23 protein-coding genes are annotated in these 20,226 nt (G+C 64.2%); 13 read left to right on the plus strand and 10 right to left on the minus strand.

Annotated features, from left to right (window positions below):
• The first annotated feature begins 52 nt into the window (after window positions 1-52).
• Entirely contained in the window at window positions 53-2,044 is a 1,992-nt protein-coding gene (locus Q9K02_RS04880; protein ID WP_305931878.1) for an ATP-binding protein, read from the plus strand.
• Window positions 2,045-2,152: 108 nt separating this feature from the next.
• On the opposite strand, the gene Q9K02_RS04885 is transcribed toward Q9K02_RS04880, so the two are convergent.
• From Q9K02_RS04885 to Q9K02_RS04895, 3 genes are all read right to left on the minus strand, one after another.
• The gene (locus Q9K02_RS04885) at window positions 2,153-2,887 is read right to left on the minus strand and encodes a 7-carboxy-7-deazaguanine synthase QueE (protein ID WP_305931879.1); all 735 of its coding nucleotides are present in this window, start codon (window positions 2,885-2,887) and stop codon (window positions 2,153-2,155) included.
• 94 nt (window positions 2,888-2,981) lie between these two features.
• Window positions 2,982-3,797, minus strand: a complete 816-nt coding sequence (locus Q9K02_RS04890; RefSeq protein ID WP_305931880.1) for a M90 family metallopeptidase — start codon at window positions 3,795-3,797, stop codon at window positions 2,982-2,984.
• Window positions 3,798-3,840: 43 nt separating this feature from the next.
• Window positions 3,841-6,561, minus strand: a complete 2,721-nt coding sequence (locus Q9K02_RS04895; protein WP_305931881.1) for a valine--tRNA ligase — start codon at window positions 6,559-6,561, stop codon at window positions 3,841-3,843.
• Between the two features lie 127 nt (window positions 6,562-6,688).
• Between Q9K02_RS04895 and Q9K02_RS04900 the strand changes: the two genes are divergently transcribed.
• The 4 genes from Q9K02_RS04900 to Q9K02_RS04915 are packed head-to-tail and all read left to right on the plus strand — an operon-like array spanning window position 6,689 to window position 10,260.
• Window positions 6,689-7,801 carry an MlaE family ABC transporter permease gene (locus Q9K02_RS04900; protein ID WP_305931882.1) on the plus strand — a complete coding sequence of 371 codons (1,113 nt, stop codon included), beginning with the start codon at window positions 6,689-6,691 and terminating at the stop codon, window positions 7,799-7,801.
• Entirely contained in the window at window positions 7,801-8,703 is a 903-nt protein-coding gene (locus tag Q9K02_RS04905) for an ABC transporter ATP-binding protein (protein ID WP_305931883.1), read from the plus strand. The genes Q9K02_RS04900 and Q9K02_RS04905 overlap by 1 nt, the downstream gene beginning before the upstream one ends.
• Before the next feature lie 10 nt (window positions 8,704-8,713).
• Window positions 8,714-9,664 carry an MlaD family protein gene (locus tag Q9K02_RS04910; RefSeq protein ID WP_278327477.1) on the plus strand — a complete coding sequence of 317 codons (951 nt, stop codon included), beginning with the start codon at window positions 8,714-8,716 and terminating at the stop codon, window positions 9,662-9,664.
• Window positions 9,665-9,669: 5 nt separating this feature from the next.
• Window positions 9,670-10,260 (plus strand): ABC-type transport auxiliary lipoprotein family protein, encoded by a 591-nt coding sequence (locus tag Q9K02_RS04915; RefSeq protein WP_340309963.1) that lies wholly within the window; start codon window positions 9,670-9,672, stop codon window positions 10,258-10,260.
• A 4-nt stretch (window positions 10,261-10,264) separates the two neighbouring features.
• On the opposite strand, the gene Q9K02_RS04920 is transcribed toward Q9K02_RS04915, so the two are convergent.
• From Q9K02_RS04920 to crcB, 6 genes are read right to left on the minus strand one after another with little or no spacing between them, the layout of a single operon-like run.
• Complete coding sequence (locus Q9K02_RS04920; RefSeq protein WP_305931884.1) at window positions 10,265-10,963, minus strand: ATP12 family chaperone protein; 699 nt, start codon at window positions 10,961-10,963, stop codon at window positions 10,265-10,267.
• Window positions 10,960-11,172 carry a hypothetical protein gene (locus Q9K02_RS04925; protein ID WP_305931885.1) on the minus strand — a complete coding sequence of 71 codons (213 nt, stop codon included), beginning with the start codon at window positions 11,170-11,172 and terminating at the stop codon, window positions 10,960-10,962. The genes Q9K02_RS04920 and Q9K02_RS04925 overlap by 4 nt, the downstream gene beginning before the upstream one ends.
• Window positions 11,165-11,818 carry an HAD-IA family hydrolase gene (locus Q9K02_RS04930; protein ID WP_305931886.1) on the minus strand — a complete coding sequence of 218 codons (654 nt, stop codon included), beginning with the start codon at window positions 11,816-11,818 and terminating at the stop codon, window positions 11,165-11,167. Before Q9K02_RS04930 ends, Q9K02_RS04925 begins: the two co-directional genes overlap by 8 nt.
• Window positions 11,815-12,414, minus strand: a complete 600-nt coding sequence (locus Q9K02_RS04935) for an FMN-binding negative transcriptional regulator (protein WP_305931887.1) — start codon at window positions 12,412-12,414, stop codon at window positions 11,815-11,817. The genes Q9K02_RS04930 and Q9K02_RS04935 overlap by 4 nt, the downstream gene beginning before the upstream one ends.
• Complete coding sequence (locus Q9K02_RS04940; RefSeq protein WP_305931888.1) at window positions 12,414-13,538, minus strand: RluA family pseudouridine synthase; 1,125 nt, start codon at window positions 13,536-13,538, stop codon at window positions 12,414-12,416. Before Q9K02_RS04940 ends, Q9K02_RS04935 begins: the two co-directional genes overlap by 1 nt.
• Window positions 13,535-13,945: a fluoride efflux transporter CrcB gene (gene crcB / locus Q9K02_RS04945; protein WP_305931889.1), complete on the minus strand. Its 411-nt coding sequence runs from the start codon at window positions 13,943-13,945 to the stop codon at window positions 13,535-13,537. Before crcB ends, Q9K02_RS04940 begins: the two co-directional genes overlap by 4 nt.
• A 209-nt stretch (window positions 13,946-14,154) precedes the next feature.
• On the opposite strand from crcB, the gene rpsU reads away from it, so the two are divergent.
• From rpsU to Q9K02_RS04985, 8 genes are all read left to right on the plus strand, one after another.
• Entirely contained in the window at window positions 14,155-14,361 is a 207-nt protein-coding gene (rpsU, locus tag Q9K02_RS04950; protein WP_007011585.1) for a 30S ribosomal protein S21, read from the plus strand.
• A gap of 81 nt (window positions 14,362-14,442) precedes the next feature.
• Window positions 14,443-15,006, plus strand: a complete 564-nt coding sequence (locus tag Q9K02_RS04955) for an FKBP-type peptidyl-prolyl cis-trans isomerase (RefSeq protein ID WP_305931890.1) — start codon at window positions 14,443-14,445, stop codon at window positions 15,004-15,006.
• A 91-nt stretch (window positions 15,007-15,097) separates the two neighbouring features.
• Window positions 15,098-15,400: an Asp-tRNA(Asn)/Glu-tRNA(Gln) amidotransferase subunit GatC gene (gatC, locus tag Q9K02_RS04960; protein WP_305931891.1), complete on the plus strand. Its 303-nt coding sequence runs from the start codon at window positions 15,098-15,100 to the stop codon at window positions 15,398-15,400.
• Entirely contained in the window at window positions 15,400-16,881 is a 1,482-nt protein-coding gene (gatA, locus tag Q9K02_RS04965) for an Asp-tRNA(Asn)/Glu-tRNA(Gln) amidotransferase subunit GatA (RefSeq protein ID WP_305931892.1), read from the plus strand. Before gatC ends, gatA begins: the two co-directional genes overlap by 1 nt.
• Window positions 16,878-18,374, plus strand: coding sequence for an Asp-tRNA(Asn)/Glu-tRNA(Gln) amidotransferase subunit GatB (gene gatB, locus Q9K02_RS04970; RefSeq protein WP_305931893.1), 1,497 nt, complete (start codon window positions 16,878-16,880; stop codon window positions 18,372-18,374). The genes gatA and gatB overlap by 4 nt, the downstream gene beginning before the upstream one ends.
• Window positions 18,375-18,460: 86 nt before the next feature.
• Complete coding sequence (locus Q9K02_RS04975) at window positions 18,461-18,805, plus strand: hypothetical protein (RefSeq protein WP_305931894.1); 345 nt, start codon at window positions 18,461-18,463, stop codon at window positions 18,803-18,805.
• Window positions 18,802-19,260: a tRNA (cytidine(34)-2'-O)-methyltransferase gene (locus tag Q9K02_RS04980; protein WP_305931895.1), complete on the plus strand. Its 459-nt coding sequence runs from the start codon at window positions 18,802-18,804 to the stop codon at window positions 19,258-19,260. The genes Q9K02_RS04975 and Q9K02_RS04980 overlap by 4 nt, the downstream gene beginning before the upstream one ends.
• A 35-nt stretch (window positions 19,261-19,295) precedes the next feature.
• Entirely contained in the window at window positions 19,296-19,532 is a 237-nt protein-coding gene (locus Q9K02_RS04985) for a hypothetical protein (RefSeq protein WP_305931896.1), read from the plus strand.
• A gap of 3 nt (window positions 19,533-19,535) precedes the next feature.
• On the opposite strand, the gene Q9K02_RS04990 is transcribed toward Q9K02_RS04985, so the two are convergent.
• Window positions 19,536-20,210: a hypothetical protein gene (locus Q9K02_RS04990; protein ID WP_305931897.1), complete on the minus strand. Its 675-nt coding sequence runs from the start codon at window positions 20,208-20,210 to the stop codon at window positions 19,536-19,538.
• Between the last annotated feature and the right edge of the window lie 16 nt (window positions 20,211-20,226).

Raw genomic sequence — 20,226 nt, forward strand, 5'->3', positions numbered from 1 at the left:
CATAGGCTGTAGACCTGCGCGACGGGCGCGAAATTTGGGGCCGAACCGACCGATGACCGATATGGGCAATCCGAACCACCGTATTTTCGATCCTGCCAAGGAAGAAGGTGCCCAGCCGCCGCAGCCGCGCGGCTCGTCCCTGCGCGACCGGATTCGTCGCAGCGAGCAGGACAGCGGGGCAGCCTCTTCGCTCTCGCGTTCGGGCTATATCCACAATCCGCAGCCAGTCGAAGAGAAGCAGGTTGCGCAAGAGCGCTCCCAGATGATGTCGCCGGATCAGCATCAGGCAATGCCCGAAGAGGTGCCGGTCGCAAACGAGCAGCCCGCACCGCCACCGCCCATTCCCGCTCCGCCGTCGCAGCTTCGCGCCGAGGCGGAAGCGCGCAAGGCACCAGAACCCGAAGCGGAAGAAGAGCCCGAGGTCGATGCCGACGAGCAAAGCGCGCAGAACATGGTGCAGCCGATCGGCGTGGTCCTCGAAATCGCCGGTTCGGGCTCGATGATCGCTATCGACTTGCAGCGCCTGAGCGAATGCGCGGAGGATGCCGACCCCTCGATCGCCATGGCAGGGCAAGTCGGCAGCCAGATCAAAATTCGGGTCGGAAACAGCTGGCTTCTTGCCAGCGTCCGCAACCAGCGGCAGGACCGCAAGGCCGGCAGCATCCTCGCCAATATCGACTTCCTCGGCGAAGGCGTGGAAGAAAAGCTCACCGGTCGCCTGCACGGCTTCCGCCGCGGTGTTACCCGCTATCCGGTACCCGGCGCGCTGGTTTACCCCGCCAGCACGGCCGACCTCAAGCAGGTCTACGCCAGCGACGGTCGCAGCGCGGTCACCATCGGTAAGGTCTACCCGACCAAGGACATTCGCGCCGGCATCTATATCGACGCGATGCTGGGCAAGCATTTCGCCCTGCTCGGATCGACCGGTACGGGTAAATCGACCAGCGCCGCGCTAATCCTCCACCGCATCTGCGAAGCGGCGCCCGAAGGTCATATCGTCATGATCGATCCGCATGGCGAATATTCGGCAGCTTTCCGCAACACCGGCGTGATCCTCGATGTCTCCAACCTCCAGATGCCCTACTGGATCATGAACTTCGAAGAGCATTGCGAAGTGCTGCTGACTTCGCAGGGCAACGATCGGCAGGTCGACGAGGACATTCTCGCCAAGTGCCTGCTCAAAGCGCGCAGCAAGAGCCGCTTGGCCGAAAGCATGGGCAAGATCACCGTCGATTCGCCTATCCCCTACCTTTTGTCCGACCTGTCCAATGCAATCCAAGATGCGATGGGCAAGCTCGACAAGGCTACGACGTCAGCGCCCTACATGCGGATCAAGAACAAGCTTGAAGAGCTGAAATCCGATCCCCGCTATCAGTTCATGTTCTCCGGCATGCTGGTCGGCGACACGATGTCGGAGTTCATTTGCAAGATCTTCCGCATGCCTTCCAACGGCAAGCCGATCTCGATCATCGATGTATCGGGCGTTCCCTCGGACATCACCTCGACTGTGGTCGCGGTTCTGAGCCGGCTGGTGTTCGACTTCGCCATCTGGGGGCGCGAGGAGCGCACCTCGCCGATCCTGCTGGTGTGCGAAGAAGCGCACCGTTACGTGCCGAGCGAGAAGAACTCGGACGGCAATTCGGTCGGCACCATTCTTAGCCGCATCGCCAAGGAGGGCCGTAAATACGGCATCTCGCTGGGCCTCATCACGCAGCGACCGTCCGACCTTGCCGAAGGCGTGCTGTCGCAATGCGGCACGATCATCTCGATGCGCCTCAACAACGATCGCGACCAGGATTTCGTCCGTGCCGCCATGCCTGAAGGCGCGCGCGGCTTCCTTGATGCGATCCCCGCACTCCGCAATCGCGAATGCATCATCTGCGGTGAAGGCGTCGCCATCCCGATCCGCGTCAGCTTCGACAATCTCGAAGAATCGAAGCGTCCGGCGTCCGAAGACCCGAGCTTCGTCGAACTGTGGAACCAGACCGGCGGCGAGGAAGAGATCGTCGAACGCACGGTCCAGCGCTGGCGTTCGCAGGGTTAAATAGAAACCGAGCCGTAGGCGAGGCAAGGGCGACCGCCCGCCCGTAGCGTGTGCAGCGTGCTGCACGTCTAGCGAGGGCGCAACCACGGATGTGGCTGCGAAACTCAATTACGTCCCGCGCGTATCGCCAAACAGGTGGATGTGCAGCCGGTCGCTCATCCGGAAGCCGTGTTCAACGCATAGTGGGGCGAGCCACCTTTCGCGGGTCCGCAGCGTTTCGCTGTCGATGCCTTCGGGCATCAGGAAGACGTGATCCGGCTTGAAGCGGTAGCGATCGCGCAGTGCCAGCACCTCGTCGACATCCGCAGGCTCGGCAATCACGAATTTGAACCACGCGCGCGGGTCGGTCGCGTAGGCGTCCAGCCGTTCGGGGACCAACGCCAGTTCCGCTGAGTTGCCGCTATGCGCCAGCTTGGGGCTGACGTTGAACTGGTCGATGCGGATGTCGAGCGGGGCCGGGGCCTTCGTGGTGCCGTTGGTCTCGATCTCGACCGAGATGTCCGGCAGCAGTTGAAGCAGCTTGGCCAGCGCCGGGGCCTGCAACAGCGGCTCGCCGCCGGTGATGACGAGGCGTTTCTGGCCGAGCTCGGTGATGCGTGCGGCGACTTCGTCCTCGTCCAGTTTAACCTGATTGGCCTTGCGGTCGAACTCGATCCCGTCGCGATGCGGGCGATCATCACCGGTGAAGTGCCAGGTGTAGGCCGTATCGCACCATACGCAGGCGAGGTTGCAGCGTGACAGCCGCATGAACGCGACCGGCATTCCCGCGCTCGGCCCTTCGCCCTGAACGGAGGCGAAAATCTCGGGCCCGCCGGTGTCGTCGGTGGCGAGGACTAAAGGCAAGGGGAAATGTCTCTATTACCGATTGTCATGGTGCGCGGCCCTATGACACGAAATCCGACCTTGGGAAATCGGAGAGCCGGACCCCGCGGGTCGGTCAGTGCCACAGCGCCGGGTCGATCGCCAGCAGCTGCTTCAGCTGGGCATAGAGTGCAGGCTCTTCGCTCCGCAGCGCCTTCGGCCGCTCGAAAAAGGTCACGATAGCTTCGGCGAAAAACTCCTGGTGGTTTGTCGCGCCATAGGGGTCGATCAGTGTCCGTTCACTGTTTTCAAGCCGTTCGACGTGATCGTCATAGGCCTCCAGCATCGCCTGCTCCCACTTGGCGTAGCGCTGCCCCTTGCGCAGGATGGGGATGCCGTTGACGTGGCCGCTCAGCCCGTCGAGCTGGTGAGCGAATTCGTGGATCACGACATTGTGGCCGTCGCTCGCATCGAGCCCGCCATACAATGCATCGTCCCACGACAGGACCACCGGCCCATGTGCCCAGCTCTCCCCGAGCGTCGCGTGGTGGGTTTCGTGCACCACTGCGTCATCGGGCGTGCCGCGCCCGGTAAGGAATGCGGCGGGATAGACGAGTATATTTCGCAAAGTATCGTACCAGACGGGGCTGTTGACGATCAGGAGGCAGGCCTGGGCAGCGATGGACAGCCGCATTTCCTCGGTCACCTCGACGCCATTGATGCCCCTGAAGGTCACCTGGTCTAGCAGCAGGTTCACCTTGCCTTCCAGCGATGCCCGCAAAGGCTCGGGCAACCGCTTGACCAGCGGTACGAGCCGCTCGACGATTTCCCGCTGTTCGGCACCAAGCGGTGTTGCCAAAAGCGTTTTACGCTTCTGACGCCGCCAAACCCAACGAAACGCTGCCAGGCCTGCGATCAGCAGGAGTGCCCCAGGTACGATCCATGACGTCATGCGTCACAGGTAAGATGCATCCGGAGCCTTGGTAAGAGCGCCCCTATCCCAGCCGTGCGAGAGCGGCGCGCAGGCGGTCGATTTCGGCGGCATGGAAGGCAGCGTCGGCGCGGGCCTTTTCGACCGCTTCGGGCTTGGCGCGCTCGACGAAATTGGGATTGGACAGCCGCCCGTTGAGGCTGCCGAATTCCTTCTGGCTGGCCTCCATCGCCTTGGTGAGGCGGGCTTTTTCCGCCTCGATGTCGATCACACCTTCGAGCGGGATTACGAAGGCATCGTCGCCAGCCGCGATCTGCATCGCCGCACCGCTGGGTGCCTCGGCGAACTGCACGGGAGTGAGGCGGGCGAGACGCTCGATCGCGGCAGCATTGGCGTCCACGACCGAGCGGGCGAGGGCGCTGGGCGCAGCACAGTATGCTTCGAGCTTCGCGCCCGGTGCGATGCCGAGTTCGTTCTTCGCCGTGCGGGTTGCGGAGGTGAGGGCGATCAGCCAGTCGATCTCCGCCTTGGCTTGCGGATTGACGGTCGCCTTCGGATCGGGCCATTTCGCGGTGATGAGCGGATAGTCGGACCGGTCGCCCTGCTTCGACCACAGCTCTTCGGTGATGAAGGGCATGAAGGGATGGAGCATGACGAGGATCTGGTCGAGCGCCCAGCCGGCGACGGCCTTGGTCTCCTCGTCGAAGTTCCCCTTGATCAGCTCGATATACCAGTCGCAGAAACGATCCCACACGAAGTGGTAGATCGTGTTCGCCGCCGCATCGAAGCGCAGGTCGGCAAGCGCGGCGTCGAGCGCCTGCTTCGTCTCCACCACTTCGCCGATGATCCAGCGGTTGACTGCGTGGCTGGCCGCGGGAGCCTCGATCGACGCGCTCGCGCCGATGCCGTTCGACTGGCAGAAGCGGGTTGCGTTCCACAGCTTGGTTGCGAAGTTGCGATAGCCCTCGACCCGCTTCTCATCCATCTTGATGTCACGGCCCTGGCTTTCCATCGCCGCCATGAAGAAGCGCAGCGCGTCGGCCCCGTATTGGTCGATCAGGCCCAGCGGGTCGACGACATTGCCCTTGGACTTGGACATCTTCGCCCCGTCCGCCGCGCGCACGAGGCCGTGGAGATAGAGCTTGGGCCACGGAGCCCTCCCGGTGTTAAAATACCCCGCCATCATCATGCGCGCATCCCAGAAGAAAAGGATATCGAAGCCGGAGATCAGCAGGTCGTTGGGGTAATGCTTTTCGACGAGGTCGGTGTTGTCAGGCCAGCCAAGAGTGGCGAAGGGCCAAAGCGCCGAAGAGAACCACGTATCGAGCACGTCCTCGTCGCGGGTCAGCGTGACGCCGTCGCCTGCTTGCGCCTGCGCTTCGGCCTCGGTCATGGCGACATAGGCCTTGCCGTCCGCATCGTACCACGCCGGGATCCGGTGTCCCCACCATAGCTGGCGGCTGACACACCACGGCTGGATGTTCTCCATCCAGTTGAAGAATGTCTTCTCCCAGCTCTTCGGGACGATCTCGATCTCGCCGTTTTTCACCGCTTCGATCGGCTTCTTCGCCAACGCTTCGGCGTCGACATACCACTGGTCGGTCAGCCAGGGTTCGATGACAACGCCGCCGCGGTCGCCGAAGGGGGTTGCGATGGTGCGCGGTTCGGCATCGAGTTCGACCTCCTCGCCATCCTTGGTCTTGGCGAAGTGCGGGATGAGGTGGCCGCTTTCCTTCAGGCGCTTGACCACCAGCTCGCGCGCGCCATCGCCTTCGCCGACGATCTTCTCGCGGCGGAAGCGGTGCAGGCCGAGAAATTCCTCCGGCACCAGACCGTCGGCGGTCTGGCAGACATTGGCCTCCGCATCGAGCATGTTGAGCATTTCGGCGGGCTGGAACCCGGCGCGCTTGCCCACGTCGAAATCGTTGAAGTCGTGACCCGGCGTGATCTTCACCGCGCCCGAACCGAGTTCGGGATCGGCATGCTCGTCTGCCACGATCGGCACGCGGCGACCGGTAATCGGCAGCACAACATGCTTGCCGACGACGCTCCGGTAACGTTCGTCATCGGGGTGAACCGCCACGGCCATATCGGCGAGCATGGTTTCGGGGCGGGTGGTCGCGACCTCTATGTAGTCCCGCCCGTCGTCGAGCGTGACGCCATCTTCGAGCGGATATTTGAAATGCCAGAAGTGGCCCTTCACATCGGTCGTCTCGACCTCGAGATCCGAGATCGCGGTCTTGAGCTTGGGGTCCCAGTTCACCAGCCGCTTGTCGCGATAGATCAGATCCTTGTTGTAGAGATCGACGAAAACCTTGAGCACGGCATTCGAGAAATGCTCGTCCATGGTGAACTGCTCGCGGCTCCAGTCCATCGAACAGCCGAGGCGGCGCAGCTGGCGGGTGATCGTGCCGCCGCTCTCTTCCTTCCACTCCCACACCTTCGCGACGAAATCTTCGCGCGAGTAGTTCGTGCGCTTGTCCTGTTGCGCCTCCAGCTGGCGTTCCACCACCATTTGCGTCGCGATGCCCGCATGGTCCGTGCCGACCACCCACAGCGCATCCTTGCCGCGCAGCCGCTCGTAACGGATCATCACGTCCTGCAGCGTATTGTCGAGCGCGTGGCCGATGTGCAGGCTGCCCGTGACGTTCGGCGGCGGATTGACGATCGTATAGGCTTCGGCATCGGGACGCTCGGGCCGGAAAAGGCCGTTTTTCTCCCAATGCGCGTACCAGCGCGCCTCGATATCAGCGGGGTCGAAGGTCTTGGGTAGCTCGGTGGTCATTATCTCTGTTCGCTCGGTATTTCTCCCAATCGCCTTGCCAGCGCCCATGCTGCGATGCAACGCCGGATGGTATCCGTTTGCCATAGTCGCTTGTTTCGGACTGCAATTCCCCGCATAGGGCGCAGCAATGGGTGGTTTCGCCGAATACGAGCTGGTCGAGGGGGACGACGGGGAGCAGGTGCTCGCCCTGTCCGGCCCCTATCTGGTTTCCACCATCGGCTCGGTCGACGAGGAACTGCGCCATCTGGACGGTCCGATTGCGAGGGTCGATCTCTCCGACATAAGTGAAATCGACACGGTGGGTGCCTGGGTCGCCAGCACCGTTGCGGGCGACCACGGGGCCGAAGTCAGCGGAGCGAGCAATCGCGCCACTCGGCTTATCGAAGCGCTCAAGGGCTCGCGCGGTGAGGAAGTAGTCTCCGCGCCGCGCCTGCCGGTATGGACGCGTGTCCCCGATGCCATTGGCGACAAGGTGTACAATGCGCGCGACGGCGTGTTCGGCGTGCTAGGGTTCCTCGGCGCACTCATTGCCGCCTTCGGCAATCTCATCCGACACCCTCGCCGCTTCCGCTGGCTCGCGCTGGTCCGACAGCTTGAGCTCGTCGGCGTCAGCGCACTGCCGATCGTGGGGTTGATGAGCTTCCTCATCGGCATCGTCATCGCACAGCAGGGTGCAGTACAGCTGGCGCAATTTGGCGCCGAAACGCTGACCATCAACCTCGTCGGGCGCATCACCTTGCGCGAACTGGGCGTGCTGATGACCGCGATCATGGTCGCCGGTCGCTCCGGTTCGGCCTTCGCCGCCCAGCTCGGTACGATGAAGCTGACCGAGGAAATCGACGCGATGCGCACCATCGGCATCTCGCCGATGGAGGCGCTGGTCATTCCGCGCATCCTGGCGGCCATCCTGATGATGCCGCTGCTCGGCTTCTACGCCGCCCTGGTCGCCATCGTCGGCGGTGCGGTGATCGGCGATGTCATGCTGGGCATACCCTTCTACACCTTCCTCGCGCGCATACAGGACGTGGTGCCGATATACGACTTGTGGGTCGGGCTGGTGAAGGCGCCGGTTTTCGGTCTGATCGTAGCGCTCGCAGGCTGCTATCACGGCATGCAGGTCAAGGGCAATTCGGAAGAGGTCGGACGGCGCACGACGATGGCCGTTGTCTCCGCAATTTTCGCCGTGATCGTCATCGACGCCTTCTTCGCGGTATTCTTCACCGAGATCGGGTGGGGCTGATGGCGCAGGACGACGACGGCAGGACCCTCGGGCGGCACGAACGCTATCGCGGCGAGCACCCAATCGTGGTGGAGGGGCTGGTCAATCGCTTCGGCTCGCAGACCGTGCACGAAGGTCTCGACCTCAAGGTGCGGCGCGGCGAAATCCTCGGCGTGGTCGGCGGTTCGGGTACCGGCAAGAGCGTACTGATGCGCTCCATCATCGGGCTGCAGCCCCCGACCGAAGGCGAGGTGAAGGTGTTCGGCAAATCGATGACCGAAGGCGATCCCGACGCTGAGATCGGCGTGCGCAACCGCTGGGGCGTGTTGTTCCAGGGCGGGGCGCTGTTTTCTACGCTGACGGTCGGGGAAAATGTGCAAGTGCCGCTGAAGCAGTTCTTCCCGGACATCTCACCCGAGCTGCTCGACGAGATCGCGCGGTTCAAGACCGTGCTTTCCGGCCTGCCCGAAGAGGCCGCGGGCAAGTTCCCCAGCGAACTGTCGGGCGGGATGAAGAAACGTGCCGGCTTAGCCCGTGCGCTCGCGCTCGACCCCGAGCTCCTGTTCCTCGACGAACCGACTGCGGGCCTCGACCCGATCGGCGCAGCGGCCTTCGACCGCCTGACGCGCGAGCTGAAGGAAACGCTCGGCCTCACTGTCTTCCTGATCACCCACGACCTCGATACGCTGCACGAAATCTGCGACCGCGTGGCGGTGCTGGCGGACAAAAAGGTGATCGCCGTCGATACGGTGCCGAACCTGATGCAGCTCGATCACCCATGGATCCAGGAATATTTCAACGGCCCGCGCGGACGGGCCGCGCTTACGGCGCAGGCGCTCGACGAATTGCGGCAGCACATGGACAATCCCATCGCTGCGCACGCGGTCAAAGCGTTGGACAATAAGCATGATGACAAGGCATAGAGACTGACGGATGGAAACGCGGGCAAATCATATCTGGGTGGGGGCGGTTACCTTGCTGATCCTCGGTGCCCTTGCGCTGTTCATCGTCTGGCTCGCGCGGCTCGGCGGCGGGGACCAGAACGAATACGACATCTTCTTCAAGCAGTCGGTCGCGGGCCTTGCCAATGGCAGCTCGGTCGATTTCGCAGGCGTGCCGGTCGGCCAGGTCAACCAGATCGAGCTGTGGGACAAGGATCCCGAATTCGTGCGCGTCCGCATCAAGGTGCGTGAGGAAGTCCCGATCCTGGTCGGGACCACCGCGACGATCCAGGGCAGCTTCACCGGCGTCTCGACCATCACGCTCGACGGCGCGCGCACCGGCGCTCCGCCGATCTCCTGCGAGACCACTGCCTGCACCGAAGGCGTGCCGATCATCCCGCCGACCTCCGGGGGCGGGATCGGTGCTGTCCTCGCCAGCGCGCCGCTGCTGCTCGAGCGGTTGGCCACGCTGACCGAGCGACTGACACTGCTGCTGTCGGACGAGAACCAGAATTCGCTGCAGGGCATTCTGCGCAATACCGAGCGCATGAGCGGCGATCTTGCCGCTGCCACGCCGCAAATAGAGCGCGTGCTGTCCGAACTTCAGGTGACATTGCGCGAATCCAGCGAAGCGCTGGATGCGTTCGAGAAGGTTACACAATCGACCGACAGGCTGATCAACCAGGAAGGCTCGCAGCTCGCCGAGCAGCTGCGCGGGACGCTGAATTCCGCCAGCGGCGCGGCCAAGGCGCTCGAGCAGACGCTCGCCGATGCGCGGCCGGCGACCAAGCAGCTGACCGAAAGCACGCTGCCTGCTGCCGAAGCCACGTTGCGCGACCTGCGCGCTACCAGCAAGGCGCTGCGCGACGTGACCGAGAAGATCGACGAGAAGGGCGCAGGTGCGCTGCTTAGCTCGCAACCGCTGCCCGATTACGAACCGTGAGGCGCATGATGACGACCCGTTTTCTTCGACCGGCCGCACTGGCCCCGATCGCTTTGCTCGCGGGCTGCATCAGCTTTGGTGGCGAGACGCCGGATAATTTGCTGACGCTGACTCCGACCGCTTCGGCCCCGGTGGGCGCGGGCGGCTCCGCCAATGCCGGGACCGCGCTGGTCCTGTCCGAATTCGAAGCGCCCGCCGCGCTCGATGTGACGCGTGTCCCGGTCCAGATCGATCCGACCAAGCTCGCTTATCTCCAGGAAGCAACCTGGGTCGAAAAGCCCGCGCGCCTGCTGCGCCGCCTGATCGCCGAAACCATCCGCACGCGCTCGGGCCGCGTCGTCATCGACGGCGACGACCCCGGCGTGCTGGCCGAGAACCGCCTCACCGGCACGCTGCGCCAGTTCGGTTACGACGTGCCGTCGTCCAGCGTGGTGCTGGTGTTCGACGCGGTGAAGCCGGGTGAGGGCAGTGCGATCGAAACCCGCCGCTTCGAAGCGCGGATCCCGGGGATCGCTGCCGACCGTGAAAGTGTCGGTCCGGCGCTCAACCGCGCGGCGAACGACGTCGCGGTGCAGGTCGCCGACTGGGTCGGCTGAGGCGTCAGCTTTTTGCCAGCAGCATGAAGGTGTGAGCGGCGGAGAACTCCTCGCCCTTTTTCCGGCGACGCTCCTCGGCTTCTTCCTCGCGACCCCATTGGTCGGCCTGCCATTCTTCCTCGAGATTGGCGTCGCGCCACAGCAGCATCGGATCGTTCACGGCCTCGTCGCCCGCCAGCAGGGCGATGGCGAGCGAAGCGCTAAGCGATGCGAGGGCGGTCATTCCCGCCAGCGAGAAATCGTCTAGCTGATCGAGATGGGCCTTCAGCGTCGCGATCGTTTCGGGCGGCTGGGGTTTGTGCATAACGCCGCTGATCCGCTGGAACGAAACGCCGTGCTCGTCTTCGAGGCGGCAGAGCAGTGGCTCCCAGTCCTCCTGCTGTCGGCGATAGAGCGGCTCGTCGGGATCGGCACGATAGCACAGCGTATCGGTTTCCGCGAAGCCAAGCAGCTTGGCGATCGTCTCGGCCCTGTTCTCGCCGACGATGTCGATGGCGAAATCGGCGTGGTCGCGGAACAGGAACTTGCGAGGGTCAATCTCCTCGCCCTGTTCGGCCCATTCAGCGGCCAGAGCATGCGCAAGCGTTTTGCTGGGCACGACTTGCGGCCGACCCATCTGCGTCTTGATCGGCCTACCGTCGAGCAGCACGCGATAGCCGCCGTTGGTCGACTCGACGCTTACATCCTCGTAGAAGCGCTTCATTTGTCGCGCGTGCTCCAGCGCTTGGCGAGCTGGGTGGGGATCACGAAGAATTCCACCAGACCCAGCACCAGCAGCGCGATGCCCAGCGCATACGGCAGCGCGATCGCTTCGGCGACGATCAGCGCGCCGACGACGACCATCGCCGCTCCTGACAGGCGCGTGAGCTGCAACAGCCAGAAACGGCTCGCGGCGGGATCGGGCTCAGCCACGGATCATGTCCTCCAGTTCCTCCATCGTCTCTGCCACCGCGCTGGCGCCGGTCTGCAGCAGTTCGCGCGGCTCGTGATAGCCCCAGGCGACCCCGATGGCGCGCATGTCCGCTGCGCGGGCCATTTCCATGTCGAAGCTGGTATCGCCGATCATCACCGCCGCCTGCGGTTCGACGCCCGCTTCGGCCAGCGCGGCCTCCAGCATCGCCGGGTTGGGTTTGGAAGGATAGCGGTCCGCCCCGTGCAGGGTTACGAACAAATCCTTGATGCCATGCGTTTCGAGGCAGGCGTGCAGGCCACGGTCGCTCTTGCCCGTCGCCACGCCGAGCAGCCAGCCGTCCGCCGACAGCCTTTCAAGCAGTTCACGCATACCGTCGAACAGTGGTTCGTCCAATTTGCCCGACAGGCGGATGTCGCGGAAAATGCGCTTGTAGGCCTCGACCACCTGCAGCCGGTCCACCTCGCGGCCGTCCATCATCAACTGGCGAACGGCGAGGGGCAGGCTCAGGCCCACGGTCCGGCGGATCGCATTGCGCTCGGGTGGCGGCGCGCCGATGGCGCCGAAGGCGCGCTCCATCGTCTCGCAGACGGCGGCCTGGCCATCGACCAGCGTGCCGTCGCAATCGAAGATGGCGAGGCGGTTCATGCCACCGCTTCACGCATCCAACTGGCGAGCGCAGGATTTCCCGCTGACACCAGCCCGGCCGCGATCCACTGACGCTCTTCAGTGCTGCTCTTCTGCGAAAGCTTTACCGTCGAGCGGCTGGCCGTGACCGTCATTTCGAAACCGACGATGCCCTTGAGCTGCGCGGCCCAGACGCGCTCGCTGGTTTCGGCAGCGCTCCAGCCATCTCCGGCAAGCTTGCCTTCATGCCTTGCGATCATCCCGTGCAACATCTCTTCCAGCCCCGCTTCGTCGAGCACCGACACACGGCCTTCGAGCTCTAGCGCAACGTAGTTCCACGTCGGCACCGTGTCGCGGTTCGCATACCAGCGCGGCGACACATAACCTTGCGGGCCGTCGATCACGATCAGCGCCTGCGCCTCGTCGAGCTCTGGAGTGAGTAAATTGCGCTTGGCAAGATGAAAGCGGATGCCGCCATCCGGGCCCATGGCGAGAGGCGTATGAGCCACCCGGGGGCCGTCCGCGGTCTGCGCAAACACCGTTCCGAAGCCGACCTCGTCGAGAAGCCGCGCGAGCAGCGCTTCGTCGTCGGCCCTGAACATCGGGTTGGGGTGCATCAGCGCTTGCCTTTCGGCTTCGACGGCTTCCCACCCGATCCTCCTCGCGCGCGCCGGGGACCGCGCTGGGACTTGCGGTAGTTCTTTGCGTGCTGGCGGGCCTGCTGCTTCTTTTCCTCGCGGCTCTTGGGCGGCGGATCGTCGCGCATGGGCGTCGCATCGCTCTGGTTGGGGTCGAAGCCGAGTTGTTCCATGCTCGCTGCGAAATGTTCGGGCAGGTCGGCGGTCGTGTCGAGCTTGCCGCCATCGGGGCTATCGATGATCAGGCGGCGCGCATGCAGGTGCATCTTGCGGCTGATCGAGCCGGTGAGGAAGGCATCCTTGCCGCCGTATTTGCCGTCGCCGACGATCGGATTGCCCATCGCCGCGCAATGCACGCGCAGCTGGTGGGTCCGCCCGGTCAGCGGCTGGAGTTCGAGCCACGCGGCTTTCTTGCCAGCGCTGTCGACCACGCGATACTTGGTCTTGGCCGATTGCCCGCCTTCGTGATCGACATGCATCTTCTCACCGCCGGAGCCCGGCTGCTTGGCGAGCGGCGCCTCGATCACGCCTTCGCGGATTTCGGGCACGCCGACGACCAGCGCCCAGTAGATCTTCTTCGCGCTGCGCCCCGAGAAGCGCTTGGAGAAGAACGATGCGCTGCCCGGCGTCTTCGCCACCAGCAGCACGCCCGATGTATCCTTGTCGAGCCGATGGACGAGGCGTGGGCGCACGTCCTCCTCGCCCGGCGCGAAAGCGTCGAGCAGGCCGTCGACATGATGCGTCGTCCCGGTGCCGCCTTGCGTGGCGAGGCCCGGCGGTTTGTTCAGCACGATCGCACTCTTGGTCTGCTTGACGACCATGTCGTGCGCTTCGCTAATCTCGTCCTCGGTCAGCGGGCGCTTGGCCTTGGGCTTCTTGTGCGGCGCATCGCCGCCCGGCGGCACGCGGATCTGCTGGCCCGCGGCGATCCGGTCGTCGGGTTTGGCGCGCTTGCCGTCGACGCGGATCTGGCCGGTGCGCGCCCATTTGCTGACCGTGCCGAAGCCGACCTGCGGCAGGTGCCGTTTGAACCAGCGGTCGAGGCGGACCCCGTCATCGTCCTGCTCGACGGTGAAAGTGCGGACTTCGTCGGCGGTTTTCATGCGAAGCTCCGCATCACGGTGAGGCCGACCATCAGCGCGCTGATGCCGAGCGCAAAGCTGAGGATCGCGTAGAGTGCGGCGAAGAGGAACTGCCCGCGCTCGATCAGCAGGACCATCTCCAGGCTGAAGGCGCTGAATGTCGTAAACCCGCCCAGCAGGCCGACGCCGAGCAGCAAGCGCATCTGTTCGCCATCGCCGCTGCTGCGGAAGGCCAGCCAGCCCGCCAGCAACCCCATGGCGAGGCTGCCGACAGCATTGGCGGCGAGCGTCGCCCAAGGGAGCAGCGTGACCATCTGCGGCCCCAGCCACCACGTCATGCCGCGCCCAAGCTGATAGCGCAGAACTGCGCCGATCGCGCCGCCGAGAGCGACGTTGAGGCTTGCAAGGACGGGGGAGTAGGTAGACATTGCTGCAAGCGCCCCTAGCGCCTCGCGCGGGAAACGGGAAGCGCGCAGTCAGCGCTTGCCTTTTGCGCCTCGAATCCGTATGTGCGCCCCGGTTCGAGCCGATCCGGAACGGATTCGGCGCGTTTTTCGTTTATCCAACGAAGCACTATTCAAGGAGGCATACCCCGCCAGCAGCGGGCTCTGGCCCGCAAGTCGAGGTATTGAAGTTTATGCAGATCATGGTTCGCGATAACAATGTCGACCAGGCCCTCCGCGCGCTCAAGAAGAAGCTGCAGCGGGAAGGCGTCTATCGCGAAATGAAGCTGCGTCGCCACTACGAAAAGCCGAGCGAAAAGCGCGCCCGCGAAAAGGCCGCCGCCGTTCGCCGCGCCCGCAAGCTCGAGCGCAAGCGGATGGAGCGCGACGGGGTCAAGTAATCCCGGCTTGCGACACCAAAAAAGCTAAGCCATGAGGGCGCGGAGAAATCCGCGCCCTTTGCGTATCACAGGCGAATTTGCATGACCGAGATTACCCGCGTTCCCCTCCAGCCCATTTCCAAGGGCTCGCTCACCAAGCTGTGGATCGGCGTGATCATCGCCGTGCTGCTCGGCGCGGGCCTTGCCTGGGCGGCCGTACCCAAGGGCGTGTCGGTCGAGACCGTCGCCGAGGGCACCGGCGAATCGCCTCAGGTCGGTGACGTGGTGTTCGTGAATTACGTCGGCAAACTTACCGACGGGACCGAATTCGACCGCTCGCAGCCGCTGCCGATTCCGCCGGGCCTGTTCCCGGACGGCAATCCCCTCCTGCTGCAGGAAGGCGCGATCATCGATGGCTTCATCGAAGGGCTGACGCAGATGAAGAAGGGCGGTGAGTACGTCCTCACCATTCCCGCGGACCAGGCTTATGGCGCCGAACCGCCGCCGGGCTCGCCGATCCCCGCCAACGCCGATCTCGTATTCGAAGTCGAGGTGGTGGACTTCATGAGCGAGGAAGACTTCCAGGCGCGTGCCGCCGCCATGCAGCAGATGATGCAGCAACAGCAGCAGCAGGGCGCACCCGGGGCAGCACCCCCGGCCGAGTAAGCCGGGTCGCGCGAATTCTTGAAGCTGCGGAGCGCCGCTGCTAGCTGCGCTTTGCAACCGGTCAACACCAGGAACGGAAAGGACGGCAGCCATGTCCGTCGATAAGGCCACCGTGGCGAAGATCGCCTCGCTGGCGCGCATCAAGATGGGTGACGAAGAGCTCGAGCGGATGGTGCCCGAGCTCAACAACATCCTCGAATGGGTCGAACAGCTGGGCGAGGTCGATGTGTCCGGCGTCGAGCCGATGACCGCGGTGATCGAAAACAAACTGCGCCTGCGCGACGACGTGGTCGATGCCGACCCCAAGACCGCCGGCGGTCGCCGCGAAGATGTGCTCGCCAATGCGCCGGCGGCCGAACACGGCTTCTTCGGTGTGCCCAAGGTGATCGAATAATGACCGACCTTACGAACCTTGGCGTCAAGGATATCCGCGACGGTGTCGCTTCCGGCGAGTTCACCGCGCGCGAAGTGGCCGAAGCGTTCAACGCCGCCGTGGCGGAAGCCGCCGGCCTAAACGCCTTCATCGTCACCACGCCCGACCATGCTCTCGCAGCTGCCGACGCAGTCGACGCGAAGCGCGCCAAGGGCGAGGATCTTGGTAAAATGGGCGGCGTGCCGATCGGGATGAAGGACCTGTTCGCCACCAAAGGCGTGCAAACCACCGCCGCGAGCCACATCCTCGAAGGCTTCGACCCGCAATATGAAAGCACCGTCTCGCAGAACCTGTGGGATGCGGGCGCGGGCATGCTGGGAAAGCTCAATCTCGACCAGTTTGCGATGGGTTCGTCGAACGAGACCAGCTATTTCGGCAACGTCAATTCGCCGTGGCGCAAGGCGGGCAGCAATGCCGCGATGAGCCCGGGCGGCTCCTCGGGCGGCTCTTCCTCAGCCGTCGCAGCACGCATCGCGCCTGCCGCCACCGGCACCGACACCGGCGGATCGATCCGTCAGCCCGCCGCCTTCACCGGCATTTGCGGCATCAAGCCGACCTATGGCCGCTGCAGCCGCTGGGGCGTCGTCGCCTTCGCCAGCAGCCTCGACCAGGCTGGCCCGATGGCGCGCACGGTCGAAGATTGCGCAATCATGCTGGAGGCGATGGCCGGGTTCGACCCGAAGGACGCGACCAGCCTGAAGATGGACGTGCCCGCATGGGAAGCGGGTCTTTCCGCCGACCTCAAGGGCAAGCGCATCGGTATTCCGAAAGAATACCGCATGGACGGCACCGATGAGGAAATTCTCAAGTCGTGGGAGCAGGGCAAGGAATGGCTGCGCGATGCAGGCGCGGAGATCGTCGACGTCTCGCTGCCGCACACGAAGTATGCGCTGCCCGCCTATTACATCGTCGCCCCGGCCGAAGCATCGAGCAACCTCGCGCGCTATGACGGCGTGCGCTATGGCCTGCGCGACCTGCCCGATGGGGCGGGCCTGCAGGACATGTACGCCGCCACCCGCGCCGAAGGCTTCGGTGACGAGGTCAAGCGCCGCATCCTGATCGGCACCTACGTGCTCTCGGCCGGCTTCTACGACGCCTATTACAACCAGGCGCAGAAGGTGCGTACGCTGGTGAGCCGCGACTTCGCCGAGGCTTTCGCGCAAGTCGACGCGATCCTCGCGCCGACCACGCCGACAGCGAGCTTCCCGCTGGGTTCGCTCAACGACGACCCGCTGACGATGTATCTCAACGACGTCTTCGCCGTCCCCGCATCGCTCGCCGGCCTGCCCGCGATGAGCGTGCCCGCTACGGTGAACTCGGACGGCCTGCCGCTCGGCCTGCAGATCGTCGGCAAGCCTTTCGACGAGCAGGGCGTGCTCAACGCAGGCCTCGCGATCCAGAGCCGTGCAAACTTCAACGCGCAGCCGGAGAAATGGTGGTGAGCACGTATCGCATCCAGGGCGCGACGGGCGAGTGGGAGGTCGTGATCGGCCTCGAGGTCCATGCGCAGGTCACTTCCAAAGCCAAGCTGTTCAGCGGCGCCTCGACTGCCTTCGGAGCGGAGCCGAATACGCAGGTCAGCCTCGTCGATGCGGCGATGCCCGGCATGCTGCCCGTGCCGAACGCGGAGTGCATCCGCCAGGCAGTGCGCACCGGCATGGCGATCGAGGCCCAGATCAACAAATACAGCCGCTTCGACCGCAAGAACTACTTCTACGCCGACTTGCCGCAGGGCTACCAGATCAGCCAGCTCTACCATCCGATCGTAGGCGAGGGGCAGTTGCTGATCGAGGCGGACGAGAAGGCCGGCATCGCCGAGGACAAGGTGATCGGCATCGAGCGTATCCATGTCGAACAGGACGCGGGCAAGCTGATGCACGACCAGCATCCGACCATGTCCTATGTCGACCTCAACCGTAGCGGCGTGGCGTTGATGGAGATCGTCTCCAAGCCCGACATGCGCTCGCCTGCCGAGGCTGGGGCCTATGTTCGCAAGCTACGCTCGATTCTGCGCTATGTCGGATCGTGCGACGGGAACATGGAAGAAGGCTCGATGCGCGCGGACGTGAACGTCAGCGTGCGCAAGCCGGGCGAGGAATTCGGCACGCGGACCGAAACGAAGAACGTGAACTCCGTGCGCTTCGTCATGCAGGTCATCGAATACGAGGCGAACCGCCAGGTCGACGTGCTCGAGAATGGCGGCAGCGTCGATCAGGAAACACGCCTGTTCGATCCGAATACCGGCACTACGCGGACCATGCGCAGCAAGGAAGACGCGCATGATTATCGCTATTTCCCCGATCCCGACTTGCTTCCGCTGGAGCTGGAGGACGCGTTTCTCGAGGAATGCCGCGCTTCGCTGCCCGAGCTGCCCGATGCCAAGCGCCAGCGCTACGAGAGCGAACTCGGCCTCACGCCCTATAATGCGCGCGAGCTGACTGCCGAGGTCGAGACCTTCGGCCGGTTCGAGACGCTGCTCGCCGCGACTGCTGCGAAGATCGGCAAGCCGGAAGCCAAGGTTGCGACGCAAGTCGCCAACTGGGCGCTTTCGGTCGCCCCCGGCGTCATGAAGTCGCTGAGTGACGAGGCCGACCCGTCGAATGCCACCGCCGAAGCGCAGGCGAGCATTCTCGCGATGCAGGACAAAGGCGAGATTTCGGGCGGGCAGGCGAAGGAGATCTACGAGATCGTCCTCAAGACCGGTCGCGATCCTGAGGAAGTGGCCGACACCGAAGGCCTCAAGCAGGTCAGCGACACCGGCGCGATCGAAGCCGCGATCGACGAGATTGTCGCCGACAACGCCGACAAGGTCGCTGAATACCGCGGTGGCAAGGACAAGCTGTTCGGCTTCTTCGTCGGCCAGACGATGAAGGCGATGCAGGGCAAGGCCAACCCGGCGGTGGTGAACCAGATCCTGAAAGACAAGCTGGGCTGATGCACCTGACGCTAACCCCGGCCGGCCGTTCGCTGGTTATCACGGGGGCGGCGCTGTTTATGGGGGGCATTCTGCAAGGCGCTGTCGTGGACCTGCACGCCAATCCACGGATGGCCCTGTCCGCGCACCTCGATGCGGTGCAAAGCGGAATGGCGGTGATGATTGCAGGCGTGCTCTGGAACACGGCCAAACTTGGTCAACGGATTGAGCAGATTGCGCGCTGGACCCTTGTGATCGGTATGGTCGGCCTGTGGGTCGGCATAACGCTTGCCGCAGTGAGCGGTGCCAGCGAGGTGCTGCCGATTGCCGGCGAGGGACATGACGGTTCGGCTCTGGCCGAAAGCGTCGTTACGCTCGTCGTCCTGGGATCGAGCGGTCTCCTGACAGTCGGCTGGGCGCTCTTCCTGTGGGGCCTGTTCCGGGCGCGATGACCTCCATCGTCCTTGTCCAGCCCGAGATACCCGGCAATACCGGCGCGGTTGGGCGGACCTGCGTGGCGCTCGATATGGAGCTGGTGCTGATCCACCCGCTCGGTTTCGAGATCTCGGACAAGCGGGTGAAGCGCTCCGGCCTCGATTATTGGCCGCATATCCGGCTGGTCGAGTTTGCTAGCTGGGAGGCGTTTCTGGCCGAGCGGTCTCCGCGCGTAGACCAGCTCTACCTGTTCGAGGAATATGCGGAGCGCAGCTTCTACGAGCCGGATTACCCGGAAGATGCCTATCTCGTCTTCGGGCGCGAAACGAAGGGCATCCCGGCGGAAATCATCGAGGCCCACCGAGCGCAACTGGTCGGCCTGCCCATGCGCTCGGACAAGGTGCGCTCGCTAAACCTTGCAAATACGGTGGCGGCGGCGGCCTATCAGGCAGTGCGCGCACACCTCGCCTGATTGCCAACTCCACTACGTGTGATAGGTTCGCACGCATGAAGTGGGCGTTCATCATATTCACCCTGCTTTACGCACTGGCGCTGTTGCTGCTGGCAATCGGCATCTTCGGCTGGTTCGGGCAGGAGCAGGACCCGTTATCGGGCGTGTTCCTGCTGCCGCTCGGCCTGCCTTGGAACTGGCTCGGCGACAAGGCTGGCCTGACCGGTCCGGTGCTGGCCATCCTTGCGCCCGCGATCAATGCAGCGATCCTCTACTGGCTATGGAAGCGCTGAGGCTCAGCCGCCGGTGATCAGCGCATCGACGATCACATAGGTTTCCGGACCGTAGCTGATCGTGACACGGTCGCCATCGCGGCTGGTTTCAAAATCCCAACCGGCAGAACCGTCTGACTGCGCGCTGTCCGCACTGTACGGCTCTGTCCCACGGAAGAAGATCGCCCGCTTACGTCCGTCGGGCTTGGTCACCTCGACCAAATGCTCGTTCGGTCGTTCGCTCCAGTTCCGATTGACACCAGCAGTGCAGCTTTGCGTCGGCGCAGCATTGTCGAAACCGCATTGGATGGGGGCGGTCGCGTTGTATTCGGTTCCGGGCACCAGAGCGTCCTCGCTCTCGCTGGTCGCGGGACCGTTTTCGCCCGTCCCCACATTGGCGTTGCCCATTGCGACGCTGACCAAGCGCACGCCGTCGATATTGTCGACGATCTCTCCGCCCAGCGCTTCGGCAGATGCTTCGGTCGGGCAGCCGACGAGGATCGCGCTGTCATCGAGATAGTTGGACGTGGCCGCGCTTTCGCCCAGCCGCCTGCATGGATCGCCCGATGCCGGGAATCCGTCGCCGAACGGGGCGAGGGTTTCGGGAATGACGGCGACATCCTCGGCCGAAGCCTCCGCTTCGGAGGTGTCGGCAGGTTCGCTGCAGGCTACGAGGGCGAGGGCCGAAGCCCGCGCCACCAGTGTTCTTGCGATC

Origin of the sequence: Qipengyuania profundimaris, assembly GCF_030717945.1 — a bacterium.
GTDB lineage: Bacteria > Pseudomonadota > Alphaproteobacteria > Sphingomonadales > Sphingomonadaceae > Qipengyuania > Qipengyuania profundimaris.

Coding starts and splice junctions, on each gene's coding strand:
- Q9K02_RS04895 (WP_305931881.1), bottom strand. CDS start 6,561: ATGACCACCGAGCTACCCAAGACCTTCGACCCCGCTGATATCGAGGCG.
- Q9K02_RS04905 (WP_305931883.1), top strand. CDS start 7,801: ATGGCGCAGGACGACGACGGCAGGACCCTCGGGCGGCACGAACGCTAT.
- Q9K02_RS04980 (WP_305931895.1), top strand. CDS start 18,802: ATGACCTCCATCGTCCTTGTCCAGCCCGAGATACCCGGCAATACCGGC.
- Q9K02_RS04930 (WP_305931886.1), bottom strand. CDS start 11,818: ATGAACCGCCTCGCCATCTTCGATTGCGACGGCACGCTGGTCGATGGC.
- Q9K02_RS04910 (WP_278327477.1), top strand. CDS start 8,714: ATGGAAACGCGGGCAAATCATATCTGGGTGGGGGCGGTTACCTTGCTG.
- Q9K02_RS04935 (WP_305931887.1), bottom strand. CDS start 12,414: ATGCACCCCAACCCGATGTTCAGGGCCGACGACGAAGCGCTGCTCGCG.
- gatA (WP_305931892.1), top strand. CDS start 15,400: ATGACCGACCTTACGAACCTTGGCGTCAAGGATATCCGCGACGGTGTC.
- Q9K02_RS04915 (WP_340309963.1), top strand. CDS start 9,670: ATGATGACGACCCGTTTTCTTCGACCGGCCGCACTGGCCCCGATCGCT.
- rpsU (WP_007011585.1), top strand. CDS start 14,155: ATGCAGATCATGGTTCGCGATAACAATGTCGACCAGGCCCTCCGCGCG.
- gatC (WP_305931891.1), top strand. CDS start 15,098: ATGTCCGTCGATAAGGCCACCGTGGCGAAGATCGCCTCGCTGGCGCGC.
- Q9K02_RS04880 (WP_305931878.1), top strand. CDS start 53: ATGACCGATATGGGCAATCCGAACCACCGTATTTTCGATCCTGCCAAG.
- crcB (WP_305931889.1), bottom strand. CDS start 13,945: ATGTCTACCTACTCCCCCGTCCTTGCAAGCCTCAACGTCGCTCTCGGC.
- Q9K02_RS04985 (WP_305931896.1), top strand. CDS start 19,296: ATGAAGTGGGCGTTCATCATATTCACCCTGCTTTACGCACTGGCGCTG.
- Q9K02_RS04940 (WP_305931888.1), bottom strand. CDS start 13,538: ATGAAAACCGCCGACGAAGTCCGCACTTTCACCGTCGAGCAGGACGAT.
- Q9K02_RS04890 (WP_305931880.1), bottom strand. CDS start 3,797: ATGACGTCATGGATCGTACCTGGGGCACTCCTGCTGATCGCAGGCCTG.
- Q9K02_RS04900 (WP_305931882.1), top strand. CDS start 6,689: ATGGGTGGTTTCGCCGAATACGAGCTGGTCGAGGGGGACGACGGGGAG.
- Q9K02_RS04955 (WP_305931890.1), top strand. CDS start 14,443: ATGACCGAGATTACCCGCGTTCCCCTCCAGCCCATTTCCAAGGGCTCG.
- Q9K02_RS04920 (WP_305931884.1), bottom strand. CDS start 10,963: ATGAAGCGCTTCTACGAGGATGTAAGCGTCGAGTCGACCAACGGCGGC.